This is a genomic window from Halomonas sp. 141 (genome assembly GCF_002810305.1).
Classification (GTDB): domain Bacteria; phylum Pseudomonadota; class Gammaproteobacteria; order Pseudomonadales; family Halomonadaceae; genus Vreelandella; species Vreelandella stevensii.
In genome coordinates this window covers 1-13,931 of record NZ_PINZ01000017.1, presented here as the reverse complement: position 1 = coordinate 13,931, position 13,931 = coordinate 1, and the positions used below count along the sequence as shown (strand labels likewise).

The 13,931-nt window shown below is 57.6% G+C and carries 11 protein-coding genes; 5 read left to right on the top strand and 6 right to left on the bottom strand.

Features of this window, described 5'->3' with window-relative positions:
- Positions 1-173 precede the first annotated feature (173 nt).
- The 4 genes from malE to CWI66_RS09490 all read left to right on the top strand — a co-directional run bounded on the left by malE (position 174) and on the right by CWI66_RS09490 (position 5,541).
- The gene (gene malE / locus CWI66_RS09505; RefSeq protein WP_232710819.1) at positions 174-1,361 is read left to right on the top strand and encodes a maltose/maltodextrin ABC transporter substrate-binding protein MalE; all 1,188 of its coding nucleotides are present in this window, start codon (positions 174-176) and stop codon (positions 1,359-1,361) included.
- 62 nt (positions 1,362-1,423) lie between these two features.
- Positions 1,424-2,980 (top strand): maltose ABC transporter permease MalF, encoded by a 1,557-nt coding sequence (gene malF / locus CWI66_RS09500; RefSeq protein WP_081135051.1) that lies wholly within the window; start codon positions 1,424-1,426, stop codon positions 2,978-2,980.
- A gap of 10 nt (positions 2,981-2,990) precedes the next feature.
- Positions 2,991-3,881: a maltose ABC transporter permease MalG gene (gene malG, locus CWI66_RS09495; RefSeq protein ID WP_100731539.1), complete on the top strand. Its 891-nt coding sequence runs from the start codon at positions 2,991-2,993 to the stop codon at positions 3,879-3,881.
- Positions 3,882-4,053: 172 nt separating this feature from the next.
- Entirely contained in the window at positions 4,054-5,541 is a 1,488-nt protein-coding gene (locus CWI66_RS09490; RefSeq protein ID WP_100731538.1) for a TrkH family potassium uptake protein, read from the top strand.
- Between the two features lie 16 nt (positions 5,542-5,557).
- On the opposite strand, the gene CWI66_RS09485 is transcribed toward CWI66_RS09490, so the two are convergent.
- Genes CWI66_RS09485 through kdpF form a run of 6 tightly spaced genes read right to left on the bottom strand, consistent with a single transcriptional unit; the run spans position 5,558 to position 13,466 of the window.
- Positions 5,558-6,286 (bottom strand): response regulator, encoded by a 729-nt coding sequence (locus CWI66_RS09485; RefSeq protein ID WP_100731537.1) that lies wholly within the window; start codon positions 6,284-6,286, stop codon positions 5,558-5,560.
- Positions 6,276-8,960, bottom strand: a complete 2,685-nt coding sequence (locus CWI66_RS09480) for a sensor histidine kinase (protein WP_100731536.1) — start codon at positions 8,958-8,960, stop codon at positions 6,276-6,278. Before CWI66_RS09480 ends, CWI66_RS09485 begins: the two co-directional genes overlap by 11 nt.
- 4 nt (positions 8,961-8,964) lie before the next feature.
- Complete coding sequence (gene kdpC, locus CWI66_RS09475) at positions 8,965-9,627, bottom strand: potassium-transporting ATPase subunit KdpC (RefSeq protein WP_100731535.1); 663 nt, start codon at positions 9,625-9,627, stop codon at positions 8,965-8,967.
- A gap of 10 nt (positions 9,628-9,637) precedes the next feature.
- Positions 9,638-11,674, bottom strand: coding sequence for a potassium-transporting ATPase subunit KdpB (gene kdpB, locus CWI66_RS09470; RefSeq protein ID WP_100731534.1), 2,037 nt, complete (start codon positions 11,672-11,674; stop codon positions 9,638-9,640).
- Between the two features lie 10 nt (positions 11,675-11,684).
- A complete protein-coding gene (gene kdpA / locus CWI66_RS09465; protein ID WP_100731533.1) occupies positions 11,685-13,376 on the bottom strand; it encodes a potassium-transporting ATPase subunit KdpA in 1,692 nt (563 codons plus the stop codon).
- 9 nt (positions 13,377-13,385) lie between these two features.
- Positions 13,386-13,466, bottom strand: coding sequence for a K(+)-transporting ATPase subunit F (gene kdpF, locus CWI66_RS18675; RefSeq protein WP_100731532.1), 81 nt, complete (start codon positions 13,464-13,466; stop codon positions 13,386-13,388).
- 205 nt (positions 13,467-13,671) lie between these two features.
- Here kdpF and CWI66_RS09455 point away from each other — a divergent pair.
- Positions 13,672-13,931, top strand: a 260-nt coding sequence (locus CWI66_RS09455) for an NAD-binding protein (RefSeq protein WP_198517503.1), incomplete at its 3' end; no start/stop codon positions are given.

The window sequence follows — 13,931 nt, the reverse complement described above, 5'->3', positions numbered from 1 at the left end:
TCCTGTCAGGCGGTGCCTGTAGTGCTCGGCCCTACGCCCCCGACATACGCCATCCTCCTCCCCCGTAGGGAGGAGGCGGCGCACCACCAGATTGGCGAGGCTGGCATGACAAGGCACGGGCTGACAGCATCGTGCACGACAATAACAATGGCATTACACGAGGTATGCACATCATGGCAATGAATCGCATCTTTTTCACGCCGCTATTGGCCACGGCCTTCGCCGCCGGTCTCTCCGCCCCCGCGCTGGCCTTCGAGGAGGACCGCCTGACGATCTGGATGGGCGACAACAAGGGGCAGGAAGGCATTCGTGCGGTGGCCGAGCAGTTTCTGGAAGAGACCGGCATCCGGGTAGAGGTGGTGTTTCCGGACAACCTCACCGACCGCTTTCAGCAGGCGGCGGGGAGCGGTCAGGGGCCGGACATCGTCATCTGGGCCCACGACCGCATGGGGGAATGGGCGCAAAGCGGCCTGCTCCGGCAGGTATCCCCCAGCAGCGCGTTCCGTGAAGGGTTTTTCGATTTCACCTGGGAAGCCGCGCTGTGGAACGGCGATACCTATGGCTACCCGATTTCCGTGGAGTCCCTTGGCCTGATTTATAACAAGGCGTTGGTGGATACCCCACCCGACAGCTTCGCGGAACTGATCGAACTGGACGCCACCCTGGCCCCCGAGGGTAAAAAGGCCATCCTGTTCGACTACAGCGAGCCCTATTATGGCTGGACCCTGCTGGCCGCCAACGGCGGTTACCCGTTCAAACAAACCGATAGCGGCTATGATGTCAGCGACATTGGGGTCAACAATGCCGGTGCCCTGCAGGGAGCCGAGCTGCTGGTGGAGCTGATCGAGAGCGGCGTGGTGCCCCGGGGCACCGACTACAACCTGATGGATACTCGCTTCAACCGGGGCGAAGTCGCCACCATGATCAGCGGCCCCTGGGCATGGCCCAACCTGGAGCGCAGCGGCATCGATTATGGCGTGGCGCTACTGCCCCGGGTAGGCGACGAGCGCGCCCGACCGATGTTTGGCGTGATGACCGCGATGATCAACTCCGCCACGCCCAACGACTTCCTGGCGGTGGAATTTTTGGAGAACTACCTGCTGAGCGAAACGGGCATGCGCACCTTCAACAGCGACGGTTCGCTGGGCGCAGTGGCGCATATCGATTACCAGGCAGAGCTGGCGGACAACCCCAACATTGCCGCCACGCTCGACAACGCCGAAGTGGGCATGCCGATGCCCAACATTCCTGAAATGGGAGCCTTCTGGGCGGCCATGGAGCCAGCGCTGCAAAACATCGGCAGCGGGCGCCAATCGCCCCAGGAAGCGCTGGATGCCGCTGCGCGGCGCATGCGTCAGTAGCCTCTCTTTTTTGCTCATCTGCCCAGCGGCATTAGCCGCTGGGCAGCTTTCAGGAAGCCATCATGTATACCACCAACGCGTCTCGTGGCCTTCCCCGCCATCGCTCTCGCCATCTTACTGAACGCTACACACGCTGGGCCATGCGTGGCGTGATTGCTGTTTTGGTGATTGCGCTACTTTGGTTAGTCTTGGCCTTTCATTTGAACGGCCAGTGGATGTTTGCTCTGCTGTTTTTGGTACTTGGCGGCTCGCTGGGCGTGGTCTTCACCAAGCGCACGCTGATGAGCCATCGCTATATCTTTCCTGCGATTGCCGGACTTGGCGTGTTCGTCATTTTCCCGCTGTTGTACACCATCGGGATCAGTTTTAGTAACTACAGCTCTACCAACCTGCTCTCGGAAGAGCGGGTGCGCAGCCAGTTGATGAGCCAAACCTATCAGGAGGACGATGATGCGTTCGATCTCACGCTTTATGCCGAAGGCGACCTGGTGCGTTTGCGGCTGGAAAACGAGCGCCAGCGCTGGATGTCGTCACCGCTGAATCTGACCAATGTGGAGTCTCGCCAGCTAGGCCTGCAGGCGGCCAGTGATGCCCCCACTGCAGACCCGCTGCCCATGCGCGACATCATTCAAGCGCGCAGTGCCCTGCAGGGGTTACGCCTGATCACTCCCGAAGGCACCGAGCTGCGCATGGCCGGTATTCGCCAGTTTGCGCCCATGCTCGACCGCTACGAGGCCCGGGAGGATGGCACGCTATATGATCGTCGAGACGACCGCGTGCTGACACCGGACCACACCATCGGCTTTTTCGTCGCCGACGATGGCCAGCGCATCACTCCGGGCTGGCCGGTCAACGTGGGCTTCTCGAACTACACGCAAATCTTCACCGACCCGGACATTCGCGGCCCGTTCATGCAAATTTTCGTATGGACCTTCGTGTTTGCCAGTCTCACCGTGGTGTTCACCCTGGCCGTGGGCTTCGTGCTGGCCTCTTTGCTGCAGTGGGATCAGCTGCGCGGCAAAGCGATATACCGCACGCTGCTGATTCTGCCCTACGCCGTCCCGGCGTTCATTTCGATTCTGATTTTCAAGGGCATGTTCAACCAGCACTTCGGTGAAGTGAACATGATTCTGGATACCCTCTTCGGCGTGCGGCCCGAGTGGTTCACCGACCCGTGGCTGGCCCGCAGTATGCTGCTGATCGTGAACACCTGGTTGGGCTACCCCTACATGCTACTGCTCTGCATGGGCTTGATTCAGGCCATTCCCCAGGATTTATACGAAGCCTCGGCGGTAGACGGCGGTGGCCCGCTCACCAACCTGTTCAAAATCACCCTGCCGCTGATCATCAAGCCGCTCACGCCGCTGCTGATTGCCGCCTTTGCGTTCAACTTTAATAACTTCGTGCTGATCGCGCTGCTCACGGGTGGCAACCCGGACATTCTGGGCGCCAGCACCCCGGCGGGCACCACCGACCTGCTGGTGAGCTACACCTACCGCATCGCCTTCCAGGATGCCGGACAGAACTTCGGCCTCGCGGCCGCCATTGCCACACTGATTTTCCTGCTGGTGGCGGGCATGTCGCTGCTCAATTTGCGCCTTTCCAAAGTGAAGGTATAGGAGGTTACACATGGCCATGGTTCAACCCCGCTCCGTTGGTGTGCGCCGCCTAGGGGCGCACTTAGCGCTGATCTGCTTTGTATCGCTGATTGTCTTTCCGCTGCTGCTGGTCATCTCGATTTCATTTCGCGAGGGCAACTTTGCCACCGGCAGCCTGATTCCAGAAAATTTCTCGCTGGAGCACTGGTCGCTGGCGCTGGGGATTCCTTGGGAGCGGCCAGACGGCACCGTAGTGCAGCCGCCCTTCCCCGTGCTGCTCTGGCTGTGGAACTCCATCAAGGTGGCGGTGGTGTCGTCGGTGCTGATTCTCATGCTCGCTACCACCAGCGCCTACGCGTTTGCCCGCATGCACTTCAAGGGCAAAGCGCCGCTGCTCAAAGGTATGCTGATTTTTCAGATGTTCCCGGCGGTGCTCTCGCTGGTGGCGCTGTACGCGCTGTTCGACCGGCTGGGGCAGTTCGTGGGCTGGCTGGGCATCAACACCCACGGCGCACTGATCGTGGCGTCGCTTGGGGCAGTGGCGCTGCATATCTGGACGATCAAGGGCTACTTCGAATCCATCGACGGCTCGCTGGAAGAGGCCGCCATGGTGGATGGCGCCAGCACCTGGCAGGCGTTTCGCTACATCCTGCTGCCGCTCTCGCTGCCGATCCTGATGGTGGTATTCATTCTGGCGTTCGTGATGAGCATCATGGAGTACCCCATGGCGTCGGTACTGCTGGTGGACGAGCACAAGCTGACCCTGGCCGTGGGCGCCCAGCAGTATCTGGCCGACCACAACCAGCGCTGGGGTAACTTTGCCGCCGCGGCGGTGCTATCTGGCCTGCCGATTACCGTGGCCTTCCTGATCTGCCAGCGCTGGATCATCGGCGGCCTGACCGCTGGGGGGGTGAAGGGGTAGGCGCTTACTCCACGAATCTATTTCCTCGCTTGAGCGGTTTGCTCATGACCGGCGCCGGATGGGGCCGGTTTTTTGTCTAAAAAAATAATTTTTAGGCAAATTTTACGGACATTTTTTTATTGGCATGGTGAGATAGCGCTCTCACTACCAAGGTAATTTAGAGCGGAATTAAATGGCCACCTTCCCGAGCGCGCGTTATTACCGAGACACTTACCGACACTGGGCACAGATTTTTAAGATCATGGCGGTATTGTGGCTAGTCCTGGCTATTTTCATGACGCTACCGTTGGCGGTATTGGTGATTGAAAGCGACCCTGATGCACCCGCTTTCATCGTATCGTTGCTGATTGTGTTAAGCGTGACCTTGACGACTTGGGCGCTCACCCGCCATGTCTCGCTCGAGCTCAAACCCTGGCAAATGTTCATTCTCACCGCGGGCAGCTGGGTGAGTATTAGTGGTTTTGCCAGCCTGCCGCTAATTTTGGGCGCTCCACAGCTGAGTTTCACCAACGCTGTGTTCGAGTCGGTTTCAGCGATCACCACCACGGGCTCTACCGTGCTGGTGGGTATCGATGACCTCTCGGATGGCTTGAAACTGTGGCGGGGCCTCATGCAGTGGATGGGCGGCATCGGCATCATCGTCATGGGCATTGCCATTCTGCCTTTTCTGAAAGTAGGCGGGATGCGGCTGTTCCATACCGAGTCTTCGGACTGGTCGGACAAGGTCATGCCCCGCACCGGCGGCATTGCCAAAGCGACGCTGTCGATCTATGTGATCCTGACGCTAACGGCCATGGTCAGTTACTGGCTTGGCGGCATGCAACCACTGGATGCCATCGTGCATGGCATGACGTCGCTTGCAACAGGGGGCTTTGCCAACTCGGATGCTTCCTTTGGCGCCTACGCGGAGCAGCCTTGGCTACTGTGGATGGCCAGCTTTTTTATGCTCTGCGGCGCGCTACCGTTCGTGCTGTATATCCGTTTTATCCGCTCATCACGCAGCGCTTTATGGCAAGACCAACAGGTCCGGGGGCTTCTCAAACTACTGTTGGCGGCCATCGTCATCCTGACCGCCTGGCGCGTCTTGCAAGGCGACGACTGGTTTGTCTCCCTCACCCACGTCACCTTCAACGTCATGTCCGTGGTCACCACTACCGGCTATGCGTCGGATGACTATACGCTGTGGGGTACACTGCCGATTGCAGCTTTCTTTTACTTGACGTTCATTGGCGGCTGTAGCGGTTCCACCAGCGGCGGCATGAAGATCTTCCGCTTCCAGATCGCCATGCTGATGCTGCGCAATCAGCTACGCTACCTGATTCATGCCAACGGCATCTTTACCACTCGCTACAACCAGCAGCCGGTCACCAGCGATATTTCACGCAGCGTCGTGGCCTTCTCGTTCTTTTTCTTTATCACTATTGCCGTATTGGCATTAGGGCTTGCCGCGCTGGGGCTGGACCTGGTGACGGCGCTTTCGGGCGCCGCCACGGCGGTGGCCAACGTTGGCCCTGGCCTGGGCGATACCATTGGTCCATCAGGCAACTTCGCCACACTGCCCGATGCAGCCAAGTGGCTTTTATGTGTGGGCATGCTGATGGGCCGCCTGGAGATATTAACGGTCGTGGTGCTGATGACCCCCATGTTCTGGCGGCGTTGACCGCGGTTTGGGGGCGTCAGGATGCCTTCGTAGGCCGAGCGCAGGCTTCCACTAGCAATCGATAGCCGACGCCAGCTTCTGTTTGCAGCAGAGTCGGCGTTTGTGGATCGTCGGCTAGTTTTTGTCGCAAGCGGCTCACCACAATACGCAGGTAGTGAGTATCTTCGGTATGTGTCGGGCCCCATACCTCTTTCAGCAGTTGTGTTTGCGTCACCACCCGACCGGCGTAGCGACAAAGCTTCGCCAGGACTGCAAACTCTTTACGGGTTAAACGAACCTCCTGCTGGTGCACCATGACGTGCCTCAGCTCCACATCGATGGTGACATTAGCGCTTGCGAAGTAGCTGGCACTCTCTTCTCCTTTGACTTTTTGAGCAATGCGCAGCACTGCCCGAATACGCGCAAGCAGTTCCTGAATACCGAAAGGTTTGGTGACATAGTCATTGGCACCGTTATCCAACGAACGTACTTTCTCTTCCTCCCTGTCGCGTACCGATACCACAATAATCGGCACGCTACTCTGCTCACGAATACCACGTAGCACGTCATGACCATCTATATCAGGCAGGCCTAAATCGAGCAGTACGACATCTGGCGCTTGGGTATAAGCGGCTGCCAATGCTTGCTCACCGTTTGCTGCCTCAATCACGCCGTAACCCTGGGACGCGAGGCTGATGCGCAAAAAGCGGCGAATCTGCTGTTCATCATCAACGACCAGAATGCGCCCGTTCCCTTCACTCTTCATTCATCCTCCTGATATCTGCACCTAGCAGTGGCAGCTTGATAATGATCGCAGTTCCCTTGCCATTCGTACCCACACCAGCGGTGATCGTGCCACCATGTGCCCCAACCATGCCGCGGCAAATCGCCAATCCCAATCCACTACCATGGGCACTGCGATCACCGTCACCGCCACTGTAGAACATATCGAATACCTGCTCACGTAACGCTGGTGAGATACCCGGGCCTTCGTCTTCAACGCTAACCACCAACGCGCTGGGGTCCTCGTCGCTTACGTATGCGTTAATCAATAGCTCTCCATTAGGAGGCGAAAAGCGCTGGGCATTGTCCAGAACGTTCACCAGCGCTTGCTCTACCAGCGCAGGGTGCACGTAAAGTAGCGGCAAGTTGCCAGACCACTGCTTGCGAACCACCACGTGCCTGAGTGATTGGCCTAGTCGCTTGAGCGCCGCATTAATCAAATCATCAAACGAGACCCAGTCACGTTCAATTTTGAGTGTGCCATGCCCCAAACGAGTCATGTCTAACAGATTTTGGATGTAGCGATTGAGCCGTTCGCTTTCAGACAAAATACCGTCCAGCAGCTCACGCTGATCACTATCACTGAGCTGTGGCTTCAACTCAATTAATGAACTAGTGGAGCCTATAATCGAGGCAAGCGGGGTACGTAGATCGTGGGACACGGAGGAAAGCAACGCAGAACGCAGACGCTCGTTCTCCTCTGAAACCCGCGTAGCGTTAAGCTCTGCTACCAGACGCGTCCGCTCCAGCGCCATGCTAAGCTGGCGCGCCAACGTATCGATTAATGCTTCACTTTCATGAGTCAAGGCCTTCGGGCTTGCAGAGAGCTTGAGTGCCAGCATCCCCACTTTTTCTCCTTGTACCGCGAGCGGTAGTAAGCGCCACGCCTGTTGGCTTAATGTTTGAGTGCCATGACCGCTGGGTTTTTGGTGTTGCCAACTCCATACCGCTGCCTGCTTGGCGGCCATGTCCAGATGCTCGTCATCCGACAGTGCGTAGACCACACGCACCTCGCTAGCGCTTTCCGCTGTTTCAATAAAAATAACGGGGACGCCAAAACACTGCACCAGGGTATCGACACCCACTTTGGCGGCACTGGCACTGTCGGTGGCGATTGAAAGCTGCTCGGCGTAGCAGAGCAGAAGTTGTGTCTGATCGCGGCTAGACCGCAGTGCAACTAAGCGCTGGCGCCCACGACCCGCTAATTGCCCCACCACTAGCGCTACCAAAAAGAAGAACACCACCGTCAACAGTTGCCCTCGCTCCACCATGGCAAAGGTCAAACGTGGTTCTGTAAAGAAGAAATTAAAGATCAAAAAACCCGCAACGGCACTGAACATCGCCATTGCGGTGCCCGCCGAGGCAGCGCTGAAAAGCACGGCGGCTAAAAATACCAGTGAAAGATTGGCAAGCTCCAGCCAGGGCTCTAGCACGTGAGCAATTCCGAGAGATACCATCACCGCCAAGCTGGTGGCAAGTAGTTGAGGTCGTCGCACCCTCCAGCCTGGCTGCCGTTTGTGCCTACCTTGCTTCACGCTGCTCTGAGCCACTACCACGATATCGAAGACGTCGGCATGCGCAATCAAGCGTTGGGCGAGCGGCCTTGACCAAGGCCACCAGCGGCGTTTTGCGTCGCGTCCCACCATAATCGTAGTGGCATTAATCGAGCGGGCGTAGTTGAGCACCTCACCTAGCTGGCTATGCCCCTGCAAGCGAAGTGAATCGCCTCCCAGCCGGGTCACCAGACTAAATATCTTCTCAATCGTAAGCTGCTGCTCCGGCGAGGCGACACCTTTATCCACATAGACCGCCCGCCATACGGCCAAACGCCTCTCGGCCATTCGGTGGGCTGCACGCACAAGGGTCATATCGTCTTCGTTACCGGTAACAATCACCAACAGGTGGGGCCTTACCGGCCAAGGGCCTGCCCTACCGCTGGCGTCCATAGCCACTTTTACATCGGCATCCACCCGCTCGGCCATGGTTTGAATCGCCAGCTCGCGCAGCGCGTTAAGGTTTGACTCGTTAAAGTAGCCCTCCATGGCGGCGCGTGCCTGCTCGGGGATATACACCTTGCCGCGTCTTAAGCGCTCGAGCAGCTCCTCCGGGGTTAAGTCCACCAGCGATACATCCCGAGCGCGCTCTAACAGTGCATCGGGGACGGTTTCGCGCATGCGAATGCCGGTGATCCGGGCAACATCGTCGTTAAGGCTTTCCAAATGCTGGACGTTCACTGTTGTCCAGACATCGATCCCTGCATCCAGCAACTCTTCAATATCCTGATAACGCCGTGGATGTCGGCTGCCAGGGATATTGCGATGGGCTAACTCGTCTACCAGCAGAATAGTGGGCTTCCGCTTCAGGGCCGCATCGATATCGAATTCGTAAAACGTTCGTCCATGGTGCTGTAAAGGCGCTAGTGGAATACGTGACAGCCCCTCACAGAGCGCTTCGGTGTCGGCGCGCCCGTGGGACTCCACCACGCCAATCACGATATCATCGCCCTCTTCTGCCCGCTCCCGGGCCGTGCGTAGCATGGTGTAGGTTTTGCCAACGCCAGGGGCGGCTCCCAAAAATACACGCAAACAGCCGCGCGCCTCTCGGCGCGCAGCTTTTAGCAATGCATTGGGATCGGGTCGCTGATCCGCTGAATACATTTAGCTACTCCACAGGGGTAACGGACGATGTGGTGGCGACGGGAAAACGCTCATCCAAACTCACATTCAATCGTAAAACGTTGACCACTGGCGACCCCAACCAGCCCGTGTTCTCAAGCGCTTGGTCGATCAGCTCAGTGACGCTAGCTTCGTTGATTTCACGCGCCTGTGCTACCCTTGCGACTTGTAATTCAGCGGCTGGTAACGAGATATGTGGATCAATCCCGGAGCCCGACGCGGTGATCAGATCAACCGGGATTTGATCAACGCTGACGCCTTCCCGCTGGGCAATCGTTTGGGCATCGGCCCGGGCACGCTCACGAAGCGCTTCATTGCTTGGAGCCAGATTAGAACCCGAAACCTCGCCTGCATCATTACCCGCTGCTGACGGGCGACCGATAAAGTATTCATCGCTGACAAAGGTTTGTGACACCAGGCTTGAACCCACTACCCGACCATCGGCGTCGCGAACCAAGCTGCCTTGCGACTGCTCAGGAAACAGCCAACCGCCAACCGCTGTAGTGGCCAAGGGGTACACCAGCCCAAGCAGAACGGCCATCACCACCATAAAACGCAGCGCACTGCCCCAAGTGGCTTTAGTCTCCAACGTTGGTGCCTGCTGTTCTTCATCATTAATCGCCGCGGGATCTTTAATACCTATATTCATGACGCTTCTCCTAGATAAACAGCGCAATCAGCATGTCGAGCAGCTTGATGGCAGGGAACGGTAGTAGCAGACCACCAAGACCGTAGATCAGCAGGTTGCGGCGCAATAATACCGTCGCCGATGCGGCCTTTACGGACACGCCACGCAGTGCAAAGGGAATCAGCGCGGGGATAATCAACGCATTGAACAGCACGGCTGCCAGCACCGCGGTGGTGGGTGAATGCAGGTTCATTACATCCAGCACGCCCAGCGCCGGGAAACTCGCCGCGAAGAGCGCCGGTAGAATCACGAAGTACTTGGCGACATCATTCGCCAATGAGAACGTGGTCAATGCGCCTCGGGTCACCAGCAACTGCTTACCAATTTCCACCGCGCTAATGAGCTTGCCGGGGTCGGAGTCCAGATCGACCATATTGGCCGCTTCGCGGGCGGCCTGGGTGCCGGAATTCATGGCCAGACCAAGGTCAGCCTGGGCCAGCGCCGGCGCGTCATTGGTACCGTCACCCACCATGGCCACCAGACGGCCACTGGCCTGCTCCTCGCGAATCAGCGCCAGCTTACGCTCAGGCGTGGCTTCGGCGATGTAGTCGTCGACACCGGCCGTGGCAGCTATCGCCGAGGCAGTAATCGGGTTGTCACCGGTGATCATCACGGTTTTGATGCCCATAGCGCGTAGCGCGGCAAACTTCTCCGTGATACCGCTTTTGATGACGTCAGACAGCGCTACCACACCCAGGATCTGATGGTTTTCTGCTACTGCAATAGGGGTGGCACCATCCCGAGATATGCGCTCAATGACTTTGTGATAGTCGCTGGGGATATCACCGCCCTGCGCCTTTACCCACTCGGCGATGGCATTGGGGGCTCCCTTGCGTAGCTTTTTACCGCTGGTTAGATCCACTCCTGAAAGCCGAGTCTCAGCACTGAAGGCTTCAAAGGTAGCGCCATCGGCTTCTTCACTAAGCTGCACATCCACCCCCTGCTCAGTGGCCAGCGTCACAATCGAGCGGCCTTCAGGCGTAGGGTCTTCCAGAGAGGTTAAAAACGCTACATCGCGTACCCGTTGACGCGGCACCTGCTGGCAGGGGGCAAACTCGGTTGCGCGACGGTCGCCCAGGGTAATCGTACCGGTTTTATCCAGCAACAGCGTGTCGATGCTACCGGCAATCTCCACCGCCTTGCCTGACTTAGCGACCAGATTGGCTCGCATGGCGCGCTCCATACCGGCAATGCCGATGGCGGGTAAAAGACCGCCAATGGTGGTGGGAATCAAGCACACCAGTAGCGCTACCAGCATGACCGTTGAGGTTTCTACCCCAACGAAAGCGGCCATGGGTACCAACGTCACCACCACAATCAGAAATACCAGGGTCAGCATTGCAAGCAGCACCGAAAGCGCCAGCTCGGAAGGTGTTTTCTGACGGCTAGCCCCCTCTACCAAGGCAATCATACGATCCAGCAGGGATTCACCGGGGTTGGCACTGACTTCAATGACAAGCTGATCCGAGAGCACTTTGGTGCCCGCGCTGACGCCGCTGTTATCGGTGCCCGCTTCACGCAGCACCGGCGCGGATTCACCGGTGACCGCTGACTCGTTGATAGACGCCGCGCCCTCGACGATATCGCCATCTGCCGGAATCAGCTCACCCGCCACCACCTTCACTCGGTCACCTTTACGCAGCGAGTCGGCGGTCACGGCGCTGGTGGTGCCGTCAGCGTTTAGCTTGGTCGCCTTGAGCTCTCCTTTGGTTTTGCGCAGCGCGCCAGCATGGGCCTTACCCCGGGATTCCGCCAGCGACTCCGCACCGGTGGCAAACAGCACGGTAGCAAGCAGCAGTAGCGCAATGGCGAGCGCAAAGCCGCCGTTCTCGCCATGTGCGAAAGCAATCGGCGTTAGCCCAAAGCACACCACGGTACCAATGGCGACCACTGCCATGACCGGGTTGCGCGCCAGCAAATGAGGCGCAAGCCCTTTCACTGCCCCAGTAACAACCTGGCCAATGGGCAGCGAACGACGCGGCTGTTTAGTAAGCTCTGTATGTGACATCTATTTTCTCCTAGAAGCCTTGCACGACGGATTCTGCAATCGGGCCAAGCACTAACGCCGGTAAGAAGCCAAGCAGGTTGACGATTACAATCACCCCTGCCGTTAAGCCCATAAAAGCAGGGCTATCCATGGGCAAAGTGCCGCGGCCCGCCGGTGCCGTGCGCTTGGCAGCCAACCAACCGGCGACGGCTAATGGCACTAGCATGGGTAAGAAGCGACCAATCAGCAGGGCGAACACGCAGGCAATATTCCACCAGGTTGTGTCATCGCCCAGCCCTTCAAAACCAGAGCCGTTATTGGCAAACGCAGAGGTAAACTCGTAAAGCACTTGGGATAAACCGTGAAACCCTGGGTTTGAATTGGCGGCCGCGTTTGGCATCGCCACGGTCAGCGCGCTCAACCCCAGGATGACCAACGGCTGAGCCAGAATCGCCAGTGAAATCCAGCGCATTTCACGGGTCTCTAAGGGTTTTCCAAATAACTCTGGTGATCTGCCCACCATTAACGAGCCCACAAAGGCCGCCAACATCAAATAAAGGAAGAAACCAATTAGCCCGACGCCCACTCCACCAAACGTTACGTTCACAAACATGTCCATCAGCAGCATCATGCCGCCCATGGGATTGAAGCTATCGTGCATGGCATTGACCGAGCCGTTGGAGGTTTGTGTCGTCCAGCTACCCCACAAGGCGGAAAGGTCAGTGCCAAAACGCAGCTCCTTGCCTTCTAAATTGGCCCCCGGCTGGGAGAGTTCGAGCAAAGCCGCATTGGGCATGCGTTCTGAATAGACCACCACAGAAGTGGAAATCAGTGAGAACGCGATCATCACGGCGCCAATGCCCATCATTAGTCGGCGTCGACCGCTGATCAGAGCAATCGCAATTAGCAGCGCCACGGGAATAAGCGTAATTGAGGCAGTTTCGATAACATTCGCCAGCGGCGTAGGGTTCTCAAGCGGCACACTTGAGTTGGGCCCGTACCAGCCTCCCCCATTGGTACCCAACTGCTTGATCGCCACCATGGACGCCACTGGGCCCAAGGGAATCGTCTGCACCTCTTCCACCTGAGGATCCAGCATGTTTACCTGATGAGCGGCCTGATAACTGGCAGGTACGCCTTGCCATGTGAGCAACAATGCGACTACCGCTGCCAATGGCACCATAACGCGCACCACGCTGCGGGTAAGGTCGTGGTAGTAGTTGCCGACGCCGTTTAAAACCTTGGCAGGTTTGGCGACTAATAAAGTGCGGACAATGGCGAGCAACACTGCGAGCCCCGTGGCGGGCGTCAAGAACTGTAGCGTGACAATGGCGAAGGTTTGGCTTAAGTGCGAAAGCTGCGCTTGGCCAGAGTAGTGCTGCTGGTTAGTGTTGGTAGCAAACGACACCGCTGTATGCAGCGCCGTGTCCCATGTCATGCCCGGGATACCGTCCGGGTTGAGTGGCAGCAGTCCCTGACACATAAATACTAGCCATGCCAGCAGTATCAGGCCCACATGCAGCTTAAGAATGGCTAGCGCGTACACTTGCCACGTCATGGCATGTTGACTGTTAACGCCCGCCAACCGGTAGATTGGCTTTTCGATTACGCCAAAGAGCGTATCAAGCCGGTTCGGCTGGTCACCTAGTGCATGGGCAATGTAGATACCCAGTGGTACGCTGAGCAAAGCCACCAAGGCGTAAATAGCGATCATATCGTTCATGGTGATCTCCTAAAAACGCTCGGGGCAGATGAGCGCGTAAAATAGATACGCCGCTGTGCCGGCCGCGATGATTAGCAATGCAATATTCATGAAAGTGCCTCCTGTGATTGGCACCTTGAGCTTAGAGATTACCCGCGTAAAAATTCGATGGCGTTTAAGGCGTTAGCCGTCAAAAAGGCGTAAAAAAAGCCCTTTTTGTAGACCAAAAGTAGATCTCAAGCTCCCTATCCTCGACAGCCTCCTTTAGATAGGTGAGTATCTGCATTAACGTGTCGCTGGAGTGACCTAACTACCTATGAAGATCATCATTCTTGGCGCCGGCCAAGTGGGCGGCACCCTGGCGGAGCACCTTGCCCGCGAGGAAAACGACATCACCGTCGTCGACACCGACGGCGCCAGGCTACGCGAACTGCACACCAAGCTGGATATCCGTACGGTCACCGGTGCGGGCTCCTACCCCATCGTGCTGCGCCAGGCAGGCTGCGAAGACGCCGACATGCTGATCGCGGTGACCAACACCGACGAGATCAACATGATCGCCTGTCAGGTGGCCCA